This window comes from Streptomyces sp. NPDC003011, assembly GCF_053591515.1.
In genome coordinates, this window is record NZ_JBSFTY010000005.1 from 146,242 (window position 1) to 162,629 (window position 16,388).

Annotated in this window: 14 protein-coding genes; 5 read left to right on the forward strand and 9 right to left on the reverse strand. The window is 72.1% G+C overall.

Translation table 11 applies throughout. The features are described 5' to 3' along the window. Position 1: 1 nt before the first annotated feature. Both ACWD0J_RS04350 and ACWD0J_RS04355 read left to right on the forward strand, forming a co-directional pair. Complete coding sequence (locus tag ACWD0J_RS04350; RefSeq protein WP_451494219.1) at positions 2-289, forward strand: hypothetical protein; 288 nt, start codon at positions 2-4, stop codon at positions 287-289. After that, the gene (locus ACWD0J_RS04355) at positions 286-1,659 is read left to right on the forward strand and encodes a hypothetical protein (protein ID WP_451494220.1); all 1,374 of its coding nucleotides are present in this window, start codon (positions 286-288) and stop codon (positions 1,657-1,659) included. The genes ACWD0J_RS04350 and ACWD0J_RS04355 overlap by 4 nt, the downstream gene beginning before the upstream one ends. A gap of 50 nt (positions 1,660-1,709) precedes the next feature. Here ACWD0J_RS04355 and ACWD0J_RS04360 read toward each other — a convergent pair whose 3' ends face one another. The 9 genes from ACWD0J_RS04360 to rhaI form a co-directional block, all read right to left on the reverse strand. After that, positions 1,710-2,042 carry a hypothetical protein gene (locus tag ACWD0J_RS04360; RefSeq protein ID WP_451494221.1) on the reverse strand — a complete coding sequence of 111 codons (333 nt, stop codon included), beginning with the start codon at positions 2,040-2,042 and terminating at the stop codon, positions 1,710-1,712. 380 nt (positions 2,043-2,422) lie between these two features. Beyond that, positions 2,423-3,733, reverse strand: coding sequence for an FtsX-like permease family protein (locus tag ACWD0J_RS04365; RefSeq protein ID WP_451494222.1), 1,311 nt, complete (start codon positions 3,731-3,733; stop codon positions 2,423-2,425). Between the two features lie 3 nt (positions 3,734-3,736). Continuing rightward, positions 3,737-4,522: an ABC transporter ATP-binding protein gene (locus tag ACWD0J_RS04370; protein WP_451494223.1), complete on the reverse strand. Its 786-nt coding sequence runs from the start codon at positions 4,520-4,522 to the stop codon at positions 3,737-3,739. Positions 4,523-4,686: 164 nt separating this feature from the next. Further along, positions 4,687-5,385 carry a LutC/YkgG family protein gene (locus tag ACWD0J_RS04375; protein WP_451494224.1) on the reverse strand — a complete coding sequence of 233 codons (699 nt, stop codon included), beginning with the start codon at positions 5,383-5,385 and terminating at the stop codon, positions 4,687-4,689. Further along, entirely contained in the window at positions 5,382-6,911 is a 1,530-nt protein-coding gene (locus ACWD0J_RS04380; protein WP_451494225.1) for a LutB/LldF family L-lactate oxidation iron-sulfur protein, read from the reverse strand. Before ACWD0J_RS04380 ends, ACWD0J_RS04375 begins: the two co-directional genes overlap by 4 nt. Beyond that, positions 6,908-7,663 (reverse strand): (Fe-S)-binding protein, encoded by a 756-nt coding sequence (locus ACWD0J_RS04385; RefSeq protein ID WP_451494226.1) that lies wholly within the window; start codon positions 7,661-7,663, stop codon positions 6,908-6,910. Before ACWD0J_RS04385 ends, ACWD0J_RS04380 begins: the two co-directional genes overlap by 4 nt. Positions 7,664-7,734: 71 nt before the next feature. Beyond that, a complete protein-coding gene (locus ACWD0J_RS04390; protein WP_451494227.1) occupies positions 7,735-9,198 on the reverse strand; it encodes a rhamnulokinase in 1,464 nt (487 codons plus the stop codon). Continuing rightward, positions 9,195-11,234, reverse strand: coding sequence for a bifunctional aldolase/short-chain dehydrogenase (locus ACWD0J_RS04395; RefSeq protein ID WP_451494228.1), 2,040 nt, complete (start codon positions 11,232-11,234; stop codon positions 9,195-9,197). Before ACWD0J_RS04395 ends, ACWD0J_RS04390 begins: the two co-directional genes overlap by 4 nt. Before the next feature lie 164 nt (positions 11,235-11,398). Further along, the gene (gene rhaI / locus ACWD0J_RS04400; RefSeq protein ID WP_451494229.1) at positions 11,399-12,568 is read right to left on the reverse strand and encodes an L-rhamnose isomerase; all 1,170 of its coding nucleotides are present in this window, start codon (positions 12,566-12,568) and stop codon (positions 11,399-11,401) included. Positions 12,569-12,816: 248 nt separating this feature from the next. On the opposite strand from rhaI, the gene ACWD0J_RS04405 reads away from it, so the two are divergent. The 3 genes from ACWD0J_RS04405 to ACWD0J_RS04415 are packed head-to-tail and all read left to right on the forward strand — an operon-like array spanning position 12,817 to position 16,383. Further along, positions 12,817-14,334 carry a sugar ABC transporter ATP-binding protein gene (locus ACWD0J_RS04405; protein ID WP_451494230.1) on the forward strand — a complete coding sequence of 506 codons (1,518 nt, stop codon included), beginning with the start codon at positions 12,817-12,819 and terminating at the stop codon, positions 14,332-14,334. After that, the gene (locus tag ACWD0J_RS04410) at positions 14,331-15,371 is read left to right on the forward strand and encodes an ABC transporter permease (protein WP_451494231.1); all 1,041 of its coding nucleotides are present in this window, start codon (positions 14,331-14,333) and stop codon (positions 15,369-15,371) included. The genes ACWD0J_RS04405 and ACWD0J_RS04410 overlap by 4 nt, the downstream gene beginning before the upstream one ends. After that, positions 15,364-16,383, forward strand: coding sequence for an ABC transporter permease (locus tag ACWD0J_RS04415; protein ID WP_451494232.1), 1,020 nt, complete (start codon positions 15,364-15,366; stop codon positions 16,381-16,383). Before ACWD0J_RS04410 ends, ACWD0J_RS04415 begins: the two co-directional genes overlap by 8 nt. The last annotated feature ends 5 nt before the right edge of the window (positions 16,384-16,388 follow it).

Consider the following 16,388-nt stretch of genomic DNA (forward strand, 5'->3'; position numbering starts at 1 on the left):
GATGAGGGTGGTGTCCAACAGGCTGGGGCGGACCTACAAGGTCGAGGCGCGACCGCTGAACGATGACGGCGGCCAGGCGGTGCTGTACCGGTGCGAGGGCCAGGACGGGCGGCGCCGCGTCTACAAGGAGTACCGGACGCCGGTCTCGGCGTCGCCGGACATCGACCGGTTGCACCGGCTCGCCCTGATCGGGGACGAGGTCGTACGGCGGGCCGAGGGCCGGGACGGGACGGGACGGGGAAACTCGCGACGACCGCGGAGTCATCGATCAACTGGCCCATCGACGTGATCCACGGTCGCGGGGGCGCGGTCGCGGGAGTGATCCTGCCGCTGCTTCCCGAGTCCTTCATGCGCCACGACGACCAGGGCCGGCTCCGGACGCGCACGCTGGACTTCCTGTGCCTCGCCCGCGCCGACCCGCCGCGGGCCCAGGTTCGGCTGGGCGTGCTGATCCGGGTGTGCGACATCTTCGTGGAGCTCGACGAGCGCGAGCTCACGCACGGGGATGTCGCCTGGAAGAACCTCGTCTGGCGGGAGCAGGACACCCACGCCTACCTCATCGACTGCGACGGCCTCATGCCGCACCACCCGCCGCCGACGCACGGGGTCGCCACGACGGAGTGGCAGGATCCCCGCCTCATCGCCGGGAGGATCAAGGCGCACGACCGTTACAGCGACCGGTTCGCCCTGGCGCTGGTGCTCTACCGCGGTCTGTTCCTCAATCCCGGTGGCCCGCGCTGGCACCATGGAGCGCGCGGTCCCTGGGTGAAGGCCTCGGACTTCCCGACCGACCTGGACGGGAGACTGCGCGGGCTGTTCACTCGCGCCCTCGACGACCCGTACGCCACGACCGGCCGGCCCACGGCCGCTCAGTGGCGGGACACCCTGCACGCGGTATTCCTCACCCGCGCCCGGGGCTTCGGCTACCGTGGCGACACGCTGCGCGTCCTGGACACGTACGCCGACCGGCGCCGCCAGGAGATCCGACCCGGCGGCTTCTCCCCGTCGCCTCCGGCCCCACGCGCTGCCGTCTTCGTACCGAGACCGGCCCCCGTACCGAGTCCGGCCCCCGTACCGAGTCCGGCCCCCGTACCGAGTCCGGCCCCGGTGCGGCTACCGGTCGCCCCGCAGCCGCAGCCGCAGCCGCAGCCGCAGCCGCAGCCGCAGCCACGATTTCAGCCGCAGCCCCTGCCGCCCCGGCAGATCGCGCGGCCACCGGCCAGAGGGCGTCGTCGACCAGGCCTGGCCTGGGGTCTGTCGGCCGCGCTGCTCGTGACCGTGGTCGCTGGTGCCGCCGCCTACTGGTACGAGCGTGGCACCGGTCAGGGCGCGGACGTCCGGACGCTGCGGGACGGCGCCGGCTGCCCGACGGCCGTGGCCGACCGCATTCCGCACGGCTCCGGAGCCGTGCTGCTGCACCACTACACGACATCCCAGCACCGGATCATCCTGTGCCGCACCGCAGACGGGGAGGTGTACTACGACGGATCCTGGCTGCAGGGCGACGGGAACGAGGCGATCACCGTCCCCGCCACCCGGACTGAGCTCGGGTACACGGCACGCAACGGCGGCTTTCTGTACGTCATCCGGGACGGGTGGGTCACCGTCGAGACGCCCGACGGGACACAGAGCAAGTACCGTCTGCGCGAGGCGGACTGACACACGCTCCGCTCCGGCGGGCTCTCGGGAGGATATGGCCCGTGGGCGTGTCACCGTCGGCGTGCGGCCAGGGCGTCGAGGACGGCGCGGGCACTGAGCGGGTTGCGGGTCACCAGGTGCACCGACCAGTCGGGGTGCGCCGCGAGCGCCGGCTCCGGTGCTCCGAGGATGGTTTCCACGCCGGTGCGCGCGTCGAGGCCGCCGCGGCCCGCTCCCAGGAGCGGCAGGGCGATGGAGCACAGCCGCACGCGCCCGCTGCGGCGCTCCGCATCCGCGAGTTCGAAGACTCTTCGCACTGCTTCCGCCACGGCCTCGGGCGCGGTCCCGTAGCCGTCGCCGACCGCCGACGGAGTGGCGACCGCCGCACGGTAGATCCTCCGCACCCCCCGGCCGCCAGTCCGCCCGGGGACGTGGCGGCGACCGTACCCGCCGCCACGGGCAGACCCGGATACGCCGACTTCTGCACCGAGCCGCTGAGTTGACGCGCTATCACGTCGTCGACGATCCTGCCGCCCGCGTCCTTCGTCGCTCTGGCCCTGCGCAGACTGCCGGAGCGGTGCGTCCGGCAGGGCCGTCCGTGGCTCGCGCGACCGCCGGGGAGTGTCCCTCCACGACGGCCCGCGCCACCTGACGCATCAACAGTGTCACCGGGTGATTGCGGACACGGGAACCGACCACTCGCCACGCCGCGGAAGCCGCCGCGCCGCGGAAGCCGCCGCAAGGAGAAGGCGGCCGTCGGACCGGCAGCCTCTCTCCGTCGTCCTCACGCGGCCACCGCGACCGCCCGCACGGCCGGAGTGCGCAGCACCCGCCGGGCCGTGACCAGGCTGGTGCCCAGGGTCGCCGCCGCCGCGATCGACACGACCGCCAGCCAGATGCCCAGCCCCTGGCCGGGCAGCACCGAGTCGGTGCGGACGACGGTGAACGGGACGATCCCGGCCAGCGCGGCCACCGTGCCGAAGAACAGCCCGGTGACCGTGAGGATCAGCCCCTCGGTGCCCACGGTGCCGAGCACCTGTCCCGGGGTCGCTCCGGCGAGCCGCTGCTGCCCGAACTCCCGGCCGCGGTACGTGGTCGCCGCGTACAGCGAGTTGACCAGCATCACGCAGACGAACACCACGATGATGCCGACGACCGTGAGGTTCAGCGTCTCCAGGTTCTTGGCCTCGACCGACTTGGTCACCCCGGTGGCCGTCATGGCGTCGTTCTCCACCGCCTGCATGTAGAGCGTGGCCGTGGCCACCGCCGTGAACAGGATCAGCGACATCAGGATCCCGGCGAGGTGGTCCGAGCGGCGGCGCAGGTTGCGCACCGCCAGCCAGCCGCTGGCGCCGGTCAGCGGCAGCCGGTCCAGCACGCCCTTCAGCAGCCGCGGCGACAGCAGCGCGAAACCCACCGACAGCAGGATCGCCCCGTACGCCGGCGCCGCCATCAGCGCCGCGTCCGTCGCCGAGAGGGCGAAGGTGGAGCAGGCCGCCACGGCACCGATCACCAGCGCGGCGTACGCGAGCACCGTCCGTACCCGGCCCCGCTGCCGGTGTCCGCGGGTGGCGCGCCGTACGGCGAGGAACGCGGCGCCCGCCGCGGCGACCAGCGTGATGGCGAGGCCCGACATCAGCGCGAGGGGGCCGAAGGAGTGGTCGACGGACCGCGCGACCTGCCCGCTGTCCTGGAACACCGCCAGCAGGGCCCGCCCGCCGAGCATCGCCGGGCCGCTCGCCAGCACCACGCCCACCAGGGCGACCGCCACCGCCTCACCCACGACCATCCGCTTGAGCTGGGCCGCAGTCGCCCCCGAGCAGCGCAGCAGCTCCAGCTCGGCCGCCCGCTGGCGGACGTTGACCGTCAGCGTCGAGGCGACGGCGAAGAACACCAGCAGGGTGCCGTATCCGCCGACGACACTCGCCGAGGTGTTCAGGGTGTCCGCGCTCACCGGGTCGACTCCGCCCTGCCCGGCCGTGTCGTACAGCGAGTTGAACGTCATGATGATCGCCGCGCCCAGGAAGGCGGACAGCAGCGTCGCGAGGAACCGTCCGGGCCGTTGCCGTACCGACCGCATCGCCAGCAGGAACATCGCTCACACCCCCGCCGTCATGTCGTCGCCCAGGTGCGCCAGCCGCTCGGCCACCGCGTCCGGTGTCGGGGCGTCCAGGTGCCCGGCCAGCCGGCCGTCGGCGAGGAACAGCACGGAGTCGGCGTAGGAGGCGGCGACCGGGTCGTGCGTCACCATCACCACGGTCCGGCCGTGCACCCGCACCGTGTCCTGGAGCAGCCGCAGCACACCGCGCGCGCTGCGTGTGTCCAGAGCCCCGGTCGGCTCGTCCGCGAAGATCACCCGGGGTTCGCCGACCAGCGCGCGGGCGATGGCCACCCGCTGCCGCTGGCCGCCGGACAGCTGGTCGGGCCGGTGCCCGAGCCGGTCGCCCAGACCGACGGCCGTCAGCACCTCCCGGGTCCGTCTGCGGTCCACGCGCTGCCCGGCGAGCTTGAGGGGGAGCACGGTGTTCTGGGCCACGGTCAGGGTGTCCAGCAGGTTGTACTGCTGGAACACGAACCCGATCCGCCCCCGCCGGAACTTCGTCAGCTCGGCCTCGCCGCCGCCGGTCAGCTCGGTGCCGTCCACCCGCACGATCCCGCTGTCCGGCCGGTCGAGCCCGGCCGCGCACTGCAGCAGCGTGGACTTGCCGGAGCCCGACGGCCCCATCACCGCGGTGAAGGTGCCGCGACCGAGGCACAGGGTCACCCCGTCCAGCGCGGTCACGGCGCTGTCGTCCGTGCCGTAGGTCTTGCTGACCTTGACCAGCCGCAGTGCCTCCGGGGCGGGGCCCGTGTCGTGCGTCCGCCGTGAGCCTGTGCGAAACATCGTCATCCTCTCCGTCCGGCACGCGGTGTGCCTCGCTCACGAAGCTACGGAGAGGCCGGGCGGAGCACATGGGGCGCAGAACCCGTATCCGGGGGTGTACCCAGGACCACCCCGCGCGCGGGCCGGTCGCCCTGGCCCGCGCTGAGGGCGTACGTACCGGGACGTCAACGCGTCCTGCCGGCTCCCTCCGGCCGCTGCGAGGTGACCCCCGTGCTCACCCGACCGCTCACCAGCACCACCTCCAGGGTGCGCGGGCCGTGCACCCCCTCGACCCGGTCCAGCTCGATGTCGCTGGTCGCCGACGGCCCGGAGATCCAGGTCAACGGGCGGGCCGGGTCGAGGCGTTCGAGAGCCTGCGGGACGGAGGCGACGACCTGTTCGGGGATCCGTACGACACAGATGTGGTGGTCGGGGACGAGGGTGATGCGGCGGCGGCCCTGGTCGGGGCCGCCGTCCAGGACGATCGTGCCGGTCTCGGCGACCGCCACCGCGCACGCGGTCACCACGCTGTCGACCCCGTCGAGTTCCCGCGGGGTGCTCTCCGCCAGGTCGGGCACCGTCTCGGCGGCCGTCGCGGACAGCCACCACGGGTCCAGCCCCGGCGGGACCAGCACGGTCTTCGCCCCCCGCGCGGCCAGCATCCCGGCGATCGTCGACGCCAGGTCCGCGGCCGTGCAACGGTGCACGATGGCCCGGTAGTCCGCCAGGTTCTCGGCCAGCAGGTCCACCGTCCGCTCGACATCCAGGTCGCCGTGCTCGCGCAGATAGTCCCGGGCGACCGCCCGCTCGTACGGCGGGTCGTCCCGCGGTACGTCCGCCAGCGCGCGCCGCACACGGCCCAGGATCCGTTCCCTGCTGCTCACTTCGCGGCCCCCTTGTCGCCGTTCGCGCCGTTCTCGCCCTGTGTACGCCGCCACCAGTCGCGGAACGGCTCGGCCGGCACCGGCGGCAGATCCCGGGTGTCGCTCCAGGCGCCGCCGGGGCCGGGCAGCGTGCGCGGATGGAAGCGGCGGGTGCGCGAGGCGAGCCGCTGGCCGGCGCGCAGCGCGCCCGGACGCGCGAACGCCCAGCGTGCCGCGCGCATCGCCGCCCGCTCCGCGGCATGCCCCTTCGCCGGTTTGAGCACCACCTTGTTGCCCTCCCGGGTCACCGGGCCGCCCTGCACGACCCGTTCCCGCAGATGCACCAGCACCTCGGGGATGTCGATGGCGACCGGGCACACCTCGTAGCAGGCCCCGCACAGCGACGAGGCGTACGGCAGGGAGGCGTCGATCTCGCTTGCGGTTCCCCGGAGTTGAGGGCTGAGGATGGCTCCGATCGGACCCGGGTAGACCGAGCCGTAGGCGTGTCCGCCGGCCCGTTCGTACACCGGGCAGACGTTGAGACAGGCCGAGCAGCGGATGCAGCGCAGGGCCTGGCGGCCGACCTCGTCGGCGAGGGTGTCGGTGCGGCCGTTGTCGAGCAGCACCAGGTGGAAGGTCCGCGGCCCGTCCCCGTCGGTGGTCCCGGTCCAGGTCGAGGTGTACGGGTTCATGCGCTCGGCCGTCGAGGAGCGGGGGAGGGTCTGCAGGAACACCTCCAGGTCCCGCCAGGTCGGCACGATCTTCTCGATGCCGACGACCGAGATCAGCGTCTCGGGCAGGGTCAGGCACATCCGCCCGTTGCCCTCCGACTCCACCACGACCAGCGTGCCGGTCTCGGCGACCATGAAGTTGGCGCCGGAGATGCCGACCTTGGCGCGCAGGAACTTCTCCCGCAGGTGCACCCGGGCCGCCTCGGCGAGTTCGGCGGGCGTGTCGGTGAGGCCCTCGGGGGCCGGGCGGCCCCACTCGCCCATCTCGCGCGCGAAGATGTCCCGGATCTCGCCCCGGTTGCGGTGGATCGCGGGGACCAGGATGTGCGAGGGCCGGTCCTTGCCCAACTGCACGATCAGCTCGGCGAGATCGGTCTCGTAGGCGCGGATGCCCTCGGCCTCCAGCGCCTCGTTGAGCCCGATCTCCTGTGTGGCCATCGACTTGACCTTGACGACCTCCGACTCGCCCGTCTCCTTGACGAGCCGGGTCACGATCCGGTTGGCCTCATCGGCGTCGGCGGCCCAGTGGACGACGCCGCCCGCCGCCGTGACCGCCGCCTCCACCTGCACCAGATAGTGGTCGAGACGGCGGAGCGTGTGGTCCTTGATCTGCTTGCCGGCCTCCCGCAGTTCCGCCCAGTCGGACACCTCGGCGACGGCCTTGGCCCGCTTGGCGCGGATGGTGTGCGTGGCGTGCCGCAGATTGCCGCGCAGGGTGGGGTTGTTGACCGCTTCGTGCGCGGCCTCGGGAAACGCCGGGTGGGTTGGGTGGGCGGGTGGGGGAAACGCAGGCATGCCTACGAACGTGCCGCTCATGCCGCTGGTTCCTCCTCCGTGCTGGCCAGGATCTCCGCGATGTGCACCGGCCGCAGACCCGTCTTCAGCCGGGTCATGGTCCCGCCGATGTGCATCAGACAGGAGTTGTCGGCCGCGCACAGTACCTCCGCGCCCGTCGACTCGGCGTTGCGCACCTTGTCCGCGCCCATCGCCGCCGAGACGTCGGCGTTCTTCAGCGCGAACGTGCCGCCGAAGCCGCAGCACTCGTCGGCACCCGGCAGCTCGACCAGCTCCAGCCCCCGCACGGCCTGGAGCAGCCGCCGGGGCCGGTCGCCCAGACCCAGGCCGCGCAGCCCGTGGCAGGTGGGGTGGTAGGTGACGGTGTGCGGGTAGTGGGCCCCGACGTCCGTCACCCCCAGCACGTCCACCAGGAACTCGGTGAGTTCGTACGTCTTCGGCACCACCGGCGCCAAGGTCGCCGCGAGGGTGTCCCCGCGCCCCTCGGCGCGGGCCCGCTCGCCCATCCGCGGATACAGCTCCCGCACCATCGCCCCGCAGGAGCCGGAGGGTGTCACGATCGCCTCGTAGTCCCGGAAGACATCGGAGAAATGCCGGGCCAGCGGCTCCGCCTCATGCCGGTAGCCGGTGTTGTAGTGCGCCTGCCCGCAGCAGGTCTGCGCCATCGGGAAGTCGACGTCGACACCCAGTCTGGTCAGCAGTTTCACCACGGCGCGCCCGGTGTCCGGATAGAGCGTGTCGTTGACACAGGTCAGGAACAGGGCGACACGCATCGCGGCTCCTTGTGGTCGGTCATCGGATGGGTGAAGGGTAGTCCGGCCAGGTGGCCCCGGGGGAGCCCCCGTCACCCGGCGGCGAGCCGGGCCTGCGCCTCGCGCCACCGGGCGGTGTCGCCCTGCGGTTCGTAGCGCGTCAGCGGCTGCGTGCGGGTGAGCAGTCCGCGCATCCCCGCCAGGTCGCCGACCAGGCCGTGGGCGCGGGCCTGCACGAGGACGTTGCCCAGGGCCGCCGCCTCGGTCGGGCCCGCGACCACCGGCAGCCCGCAGGCGTCGGCGGTCAGCTGGCACAGCAGGGCGTTGCGGGTGCCGCCGCCGACGACGTGCACGACGTCGACGGGATGGCCGGCCAGCCGCTGCGCGTCCTCGACCGCCCGGCGGTGCGCGAGGGCGAGGGAGTCGAGGATGCAGCGCGTGATCTCGGCGGGCGACGTGGGCACCGGCTGCCCCGAGACGCGGCACGCCTCGGCGATCCGCTCCGGCATCCGGCCCGGTGCCAGGAACCCGGCGTCCCCCGCGTCCACCACCGACCGCAGCGCAGGCACCTTGGCGGCGTCGAGGAGCAGCGCCCCCAGATCGGGGTTGCCCCAGGCCCGTACGCACTCCTGGAGCAGCCACAGGCCCATGATGTTGCGCAGGTAGCGGACAGTGCCGTCCAGCCCCAGCTCGTTGGTGAAGTTGGCGAGGCGGCTCTCCTCCGTCAGCACCGGCGCGTCCAGTTCCAGGCCCGCCAGGGACCAGGTGCCGGTGCAGATGTACGCGAACCGCTCGGAGCCCGCCGGGACGGCCGCCACCGCGGACGCGGTGTCGTGGGAGCCGACCGCCGTCACCGGCACCGGACCGGCCAGCCCGGTCTCCTCCAGCACGTCCGGCCGCAGCACGCCCGCCGGATCGCCGGGCTGCCGCAGCGGCGCGAACAGGTCCAGGTCGATGCCGAGCCGGGACGCGACGTCGTACGACCACCCGCGCGTGCGGGGGTCGATCAGCTGGGTCGTCGACGCGTTGGTCAGCTCGGTGCCCTGCTCGCCGGTCAGCCAGTAGGTGAGCAGATCGGGAATGAGCAGCAGCCGCCTCGCGTACGTGAGCTGCTCGCAGGAGCGGGCCGCGACCAGCTGGTACAGGGTGTTGAAGGGGGCGTACTGCAACCCGGTCGCCGCGTACAGCTCGGGGGCGGGGACGGTCGCCCACACCTTCTCCGCGACGCCCTCGGTCCGGGCGTCCCGGTAGTGCACGGGGTTGCCCAGCAGCGCCCCGTCGGCGTCGAGGAGGCCGTGATCCACGGCCCAGCTGTCGATGCCGACGGAGTCGAGCCGCCCGCCGCAGCGGGCGCCCGCCGCCCGCAGCCCGTCCAGGACACCCCCGTGGAGCCCGAGGATGTCCCAGCGCAGCCCCTCCGGAACCCGGACCGGCCGGTTCGGGAAGCGGTGCGCCTCGGTCAGCTCCAGGCTGTCGGGCCCGACGCGGCCGACCATGACACGCCCGCTGGACGCCCCGAGGTCGACCGCGGCGTACGACTTCACGGGCCCGCTCATCGCAGGAAGGCGGCCGCGACGCCGGCGTCGACCGGGATGTGCAGACCTGTGGTGTGGGTCAGCTCGCCGCCGGTCAGCGCGAAGACCGCGTTGGCGACGTGCTCGGGCAGGACCTCCCGCTTGAGGATGGTCCGCTGGGCGTAGAACTCGCCCAGCTTCTCCTCCGGGACCCCGTACACGGCCGCCCGCTTGGCGCCCCAGCCGCCCGCGAAGATCCCGGAGCCGCGCACCACCCCGTCCGGGTTGATGCCGTTGACGCGGATGCCGTGCTCGCCCAGCTCGGCCGCCAGCAGCCGCACCTGGTGGGCCTGGTCGGCCTTGGTCGCGGAGTAGGCGATGTTGTTGGGCCCGGCGAACACGGCGTTCTTGGAGGCGATGTAGACGATGTCGCCGCCCAGTCCCTGCGCGATCATCACCCGGGCCGCCTCGCGCGAGACGAGGAAGGAGCCGCGGGCCATGATGTCGTGCTGGAGGTCCCAGTCCTTCGCCGAGGTCTCCAGCAGCGGCTTGGAGATGGAGATGCCGGCGTTGTTGACCACCAGGTCCACACCGCCGAAGGCCAGCGCCGCCGCCTGGAACGCCTCGGCGATCTGCTCCTCGGAGGTGACGTCGACGGTCACGGCGACGGCCTTGTCCGGCCCGCCCAGCTCCTCGGCGACCTGGGCCGCGTTCTCGGCGTCGAGGTCCGCGATCACGACACACGCGCCTTCGGCGACCAGCCGCTCGGCGATGGCCTTCCCGATCCCGCTGCCCGCGCCGGTGACCAGCGCCACGCGGGTCGCCAGCGGCTTGGGCTTCGGCATCCGCTGGAGCTTGGCCTCCTCCAGCGCCCAGTACTCGATGCGGAACTTCTCCGACTCCTCGATCGGCGCGTACGTGGAGACCGCCTCGGCCCCGCGCATCACGTTGATCGCGTTGACGTAGAACTCGCCGGCCACCCGGGCGGTCTGCTTGTCCTTGCCGAAGGAGAACATGCCGACGCCCGGGATCAGCACGATCGCCGGGTCGGCGCCGCGCATCGCGGGGGAGTCGGGTGCGGCGTGCCGCTGGTAGTAGGCCGCGTACTCCTCGCGGTACTCGGCGTGCAGTTCCTTCAGCCGCGCGAGCGCCTCGTCCAGCGGAGCGGTCGGCGGCAGGTCCAGAACCAGCGGCCGGACCTTGGTGCGCAGGAAGTGGTCCGGGCAGGAGGTGCCGAGCGCGGCGAGCCGCGGGTGTTCGGCGGCGGCCAGGAAGTCGAGGACGACGTCGGCGTCGGTGAAGTGACCGACCTGGGGCTTGTCCTGCGAGGCGACGGCACGGACGTACGGCGCCAGGGCCGCCGCGCGCTGACGCCGCTCGCTCTCGGGCAGCGGCGCGTAGCCCTCGATCACCGGACCGAACGGCTCGGGCCTGCCCCGCTCGGCGAGGAACGCCTCCGCGGTGCGGATGATGTGCAGCGAGTTGCGTTCGCACTCCTGCGAGGTGTCCCCCCAGGCGGTGATCCCGTGCCCGCCGAGGACGCAGCCGATCGCCTGCGGGTTGGCCTCCTTCACCGCCGCGATGTCCAGTCCGAGCTGGAAACCGGGCCGCCGCCACGGCACCCACACCACGGTGTCGCCGAAGCACTCGGCGGTCAGCTTCTCCCCGTCGGCCGCGCACGCCAGCGCGATCCCGGAGTCGGGGTGCAGATGGTCCACGTGGGCGGCCTCGACGAGCCCGTGCATGGCGGTGTCGATGGAGGGGGCGGCACCGCCCTTGCCGTGCAGGCAGTAGTCGAACGCGGCGACCATCTCGTCCTCGCGCTCCACACCCGGGTAGACGCCGGCGAGCGCCCGCATCCGGTCCAGCCGCAGCACGGCCAGCCCCGCCTCGGTCAGCGTCCCGAGGTCACCACCGGACCCCTTGACCCACATCAGCTCCACATCACCCCCGGTGACGGGATCGGTTTCGGTGCCCTTGGCCGACGCGTTGCCCCCCGCGTAGTTCGTGTTGCGGGGATCGGCGCCGAGCCGGTGGGAACGAGCGAGAAGAGCGGCGGCTTCGGGATGGGGTGCCATGTGTGTTCAGTCCTTCGAAGACGAGGGTGACGAGGGAGACGACGGTGACGAGGGTGACGAGGGTGTGGACTGCGCCCCGGGAAGGGGCGCGGGGAACTGCGCGACCGGCCACGTACGGCCCGCAGCCTGTAACCGGCCTGACCCGGCGGACGCGAAACAGCCGCTCACGCCCCCCAGCCGGCCTGCTGACCGCCGACCCGCTCCTCGACGATCCGCTCGGCCCACCCGGACCGGCGGTACGCGGCCATCGGGTCGGCGTCGAGCCCCATCTCCTCGCGGACCTCCGCGAGCAGCGGACGCACGTCCGTGTTGTAGGCGTCCATGATCACGGCGTTGGCCTCCAGCACGTCGCCCGACCGCTGCGCCGCGTCCAGCGCCTCGCGGTCCACGAGCAGCGCCTTCGCCGTGGCCTCCTGCACGTTCATCACCGACCGGATGATCGCGGGGATCTTCGTCTCGATGTTGTGGCACTGGTCGAGCATGAACGCGACCTCGGCGGAGAAACCGCCCCCGCGCACCACCTCGTACATGATCCGGAACAGCTGGAACGGGTCCGCGGCACCGACCATCAGGTCGTCGTCGGCGTAGAAGCGCGAGTTGAAGTCGAACCCGCCGAGCTTCCCCTCGCGCAGCAGCGTGGCGACGATGAACTCGATGTTGGTGCCCGGGGCGTGGTGCCCGGTGTCGACCACGACCTGTGCCTTCTCGCCGAGCTTGAGGCAGTGGGCGTACGCCGTGCCCCAGTCGGGCACGTCCGTGTGGTAGAAGGCCGGCTCGAAGAACTTGTACTCCAGCAGCATCCGCTGGTCGTCGCCGAGCCGCCGGTACACCTCGGCCAGCCCCTCGGCCAGCCGGTCCTGCCGCTCGCGGATGTCGTCCTGCCCGGGGTAGTTGGTCCCGTCGGCGAACCACAGCTTCAGGTCACGCGAGCCGGTGGCGTCCATGATGTCCACGCACTCCAGCAGGTGATCCAGCGCCTTGCGCCGCACCGCCGGGTCCGCGTGACAGATGCTGCCCAGCTTGTAGGCGTCGTCCTGGAACGTGTTGGAGTTGACCGCCCCCAGCCTCACACCCCGCTCCTCGGCGAACTTCGCCAGCGCTGTGTAGGCGTCGGGGCCGTCGACCTTGTCCCACGGGATGTGCAGGGCGACCGTCGGAGCCACGCCCGTGAACTCGTGCACCTTCGCCGCGTCCGCCAGCTTCTCCCACGGATCGCGGGGGACCCCGGGCTGCGCGAACACCTTGAAGCGCGTGCCGGAGTTCCCGTACGCCCAGGACGGCGTCTCCACTGCCTGGGTCTTGAGAGCGGCCTTCACCGCGGCGAGGTCGGTCACTTCGGGGCTCCTCTGTCAGCCATGCCGTATGAATCGATTCAAACGGCGAAGTTATGGGTCGCCCGAAGGGGTGTCAAGAGGTGCGGCAAACCCCGCGGGCCGTGCCCTGACCGTGACCTCTGGCTATCGAAACTTTTTCGAGACGGACCATTGACGTGCCATGGCTGGCGCGCCTAACGTCCCGGCAATCCAGTTGAAACCTTTCACGACGCTGTGACGGCCTCCGCCGGCGTCGTCGAGGAGCCCTCATGACCCACCCGTCCGAAACGGGTCCGGCCCCCGTGCTGTCGCTCAAGGACGTGTCCAAGTCCTTCGGAGCGGTGCGCGCCCTGCGGGACGTGTCCCTGGAACTGTTCCCCGGCGAGGTGCACGCACTCGCCGGTGAGAACGGTGCGGGCAAGTCGACCCTCATCAAGACGCTCGCCGGGGTGCACCGACCGGACGCCGGCCAGGTGCTGCTCGACGGCGAACCCGTCCACTTCCACGGCCCCGGCGACGCCCGCGACGCCGGCATCGCCGTGATCTACCAGGAGCCCACACTCTTCCCCGACCTGTCGATCGCCGAGAACATCTTCATGGGCCGCCAGCCGCACCGCGCCCTCGGCCGGATCGACCACAAGGCCACGCACGCGGCGACCCTCGCCCTGATGCGGCGGCTCGGCGTCGAACTCGACCCCGACCGCCCCGCCCGCGGCCTGTCCATCGCCGACCAGCAGATCGTCGAGATCGCCAAGGCCCTCTCCTTCGACGCCCGTGTCCTGATCATGGACGAGCCGACGGCCGCCCTCACCGGCAGCGAGGTGGCCCGCCTCTTCGGCGTCGTCGACACCCTGCGCGAGCAGGGCGCCGCCGTCCTGTTCATCTCGCACCGCCTGGAGGAGATCTTCCGGATCTGCCAACGGGTGACCACCATGCGCGACGGCGCCTGGATCTCCAGCGAGCCGATCGACGGCATGACCGAGGACGACCTCGTGCGCCGCATGGTCGGCCGCGACCTCGACGAGCTCTACCCGAAGCAGGACGTCCAGCCCGGCGAGGTCGCGCTGAGCGTGCGGCGGCTGACCCGGGAGGGCGTCTTCACCGACGTCTCCTTCGACGTGCGGCACGGCGAGATCGTCGGCCTGGCCGGACTCGTCGGGGCCGGCCGTACGGAGGTCGCCCGGGCCGTCTTCGGCATCGACCGCTGGGACGCCGGGGAGGTCGAGGTCCAGGGGCGCGCGCTCACCAACGGGGCACCGTCCACCGCCATGGCCGCCGGGCTCGCGCTCGTCCCCGAGGACCGGCGCGCCCAGGGCCTGGTGATGGACATGTCCATCGAGCGCAACATCGGCCTCACCGGACTCCGTACGACCGTGAAGGCCGGCCTCGTCGACCGCGGCGCCGAACGCAGCCGCTCCCTCGACTGGGCCGTCAAACTCCAGGTCAAGTACGCCCGGATCGCCGACGCCGTCTCCACCCTCTCCGGCGGCAACCAGCAGAAGGTCGTGCTGGCCAAGTGGCTCGCCACCGGCCCGAGGGTGCTGATCGTCGACGAGCCGACCCGCGGCATCGACGTCGGCACCAAGGCCGAGGTGCACCGGCTGCTCAGCGAGCTGGCCGCCGACGGGGTCGCCGTTCTGATGATCTCCTCCGACCTGCCCGAGATCCTCGGCATGGCCGACCGTGTGCTCGTGATGCACGAGGGACGCCTCACCGCAGAGATCCCGCGCTCCGAAGCCACCGAGGAATCCGTGATGGCCGCAGCCACCGGGAGGGCCGCCGCATGACGGTCACCGCCCCCGACCACGCCCCCGCCACCGAGGTGCCCAAGTCCAGCGGCACCCGGCTGGTCGACCGCGTCTTCAAGATGCGCGAACTGGCCATCCTGGCCGTCTTCCTGGTGATGATCGCGGTCACCCAGGCCGGCAACAGCGACTTCCTGTCCGAGCAGGGCATCAAGGACCTGCTGCTGAACGCGACCATCCTGGTGCTGGTCGCCGTCGGCCAGGCGATGGTCGTCATCACCCGCAACGTCGACCTGTCGGTCGGCTCGACCCTCGGCATCAGCGCCTTCGCCGCCGGGACCTACCTCCAGGGCGGCGGCACCCCGGTCGTCGCCGTCGTGCTGGCCATCCTCCTCGGCATCGGCTTCGGCCTGCTGAACGGGCTCCTCGTCAGCCTCGGCCAGGTGCCGGCCCTCGTCGTCACCCTCGGCACGCTCTACATCATCCGCGGCATCGACTCCATCTGGGTCGGCTCCAGCCAGATCACCGCGGCCGACCTGCCCGGCGGCTTCGTCGACTTCGGCTCCGGCGGCCTGTCGGCGGTGCCGTGGCTGGCGATGATCGCCCTCGCCGTCCTGGTGGCGACGGCCTACTACCTCAAGCACTTCGGCAGCGGCCGCGAGATGTACGCCCTCGGCTCCAACCCCGAGGCCGCCCGGCTCGCCGGCATCCCGGTCCGCAAGCGGATCCTCGTCGCGTACACCTTCTGCGGCGCGCTCGCCGGACTCGCCGGCGCCCTGTACCTGGCCCGGTTCGGCAACGTCGACTCCGGCACCGGCACCGGCTACGAACTCACCGTCGTCAGCGCCGTCGTGGTCGGCGGCGTGGTCTTCACCGGCGGCTCCGGCAGCGTGTACGGCGCGGCCCTCGGCGCCCTCCTGCTGACCTCCATCAACAGCGTGCTGCCCGCCCTCGGCGTCAGCTCCGTGTGGGTGCTCGCCATCAACGGCATCCTGCTCATCCTCGCCATCGCCGTGGACCGCGTGGTCGCACTGCGGGTGGCGTCGGCCCTGAAGAAGAGGAACGCCCGCCATGCCTGAGTCCTCTGTCTCCCTCGCGAACCGCGTGGTCCGCTGGGACACGGTCGTCGGCGCCCTCCTGATCGTCCTGCTGCTGCTGTCCTTCTCCACCGTCGACGGCTTCGGCAACGCCCTCAACCTGTCGTTCCTGATCGGCAACACCCTGCCCATCGCGCTGATCGCCCTGCCGATGACGCTCCTCGTGGTCTCCGGCGAGATCGACCTGTCGGTCGCCTCCACGGCCGGCCTGTCCGGCGCGGTGATGGGCGCCCTGTGGAACCAGGGCATGACGATCGAGTCGATCATCCCGATCTGCCTGCTGCTCGGAGTCGTCTGCGGGCTGGTCAACGGCCTGCTGGTGACCCGGCTCGGCCTGCCGTCCCTCGCCGTCACCATCGGCACCCTGGCCGCCTACCGGGGCATCGCGCAGATCATCCTCGGCTCCGACGCGGTGACCGACTTCCCCACCCAGTACCTGGACTTCGCGGCCGGACGTATCGGCGACACCTTCGTCCCGTACGCCTTCCTGCCCTTCCTGCTGCTGCTCGCCATCGCCGTGGTCGCCCTGCACGCCACGCCGTTCGGACGGTCGCTGTTCGCGATCGGCGCCAACGAGGAGGCGGCCCGGTTCGCCGGGATCCGCGTCAGGCGGCAGAAGCTGATCCTGTTCACGGTGACCGGCCTGATGGCCTCCCTCACCGGCGTCTTCTGGGCGCTGCACTACGCCAGCGCCCGCTACGACAACGCCACCGGCCTCGAACTGTCCGTCGTGGCCGCCGTGTTGCTGGGCGGCATCGACTTCGACGGGGGCAAGGGCACGCTCGGCGGCGCGATCGCGGGAGTCTTCCTGCTCGGCGCGCTGCAGAACGTGATGAGCCTCCAGGACGTCTCCGCCCAGTCGCAGATCGTCGTCACCGGCGTTCTGCTCGTCCTCTCCGTGCTCGGCCCCCGGGTCGCACGGCAGATCTCCGTAGCCAGGGCGGGCCGCCGAGCGGCCTCGACTCCGACCTCGTCCCTCACCTCACCCTCCTGAAGGAA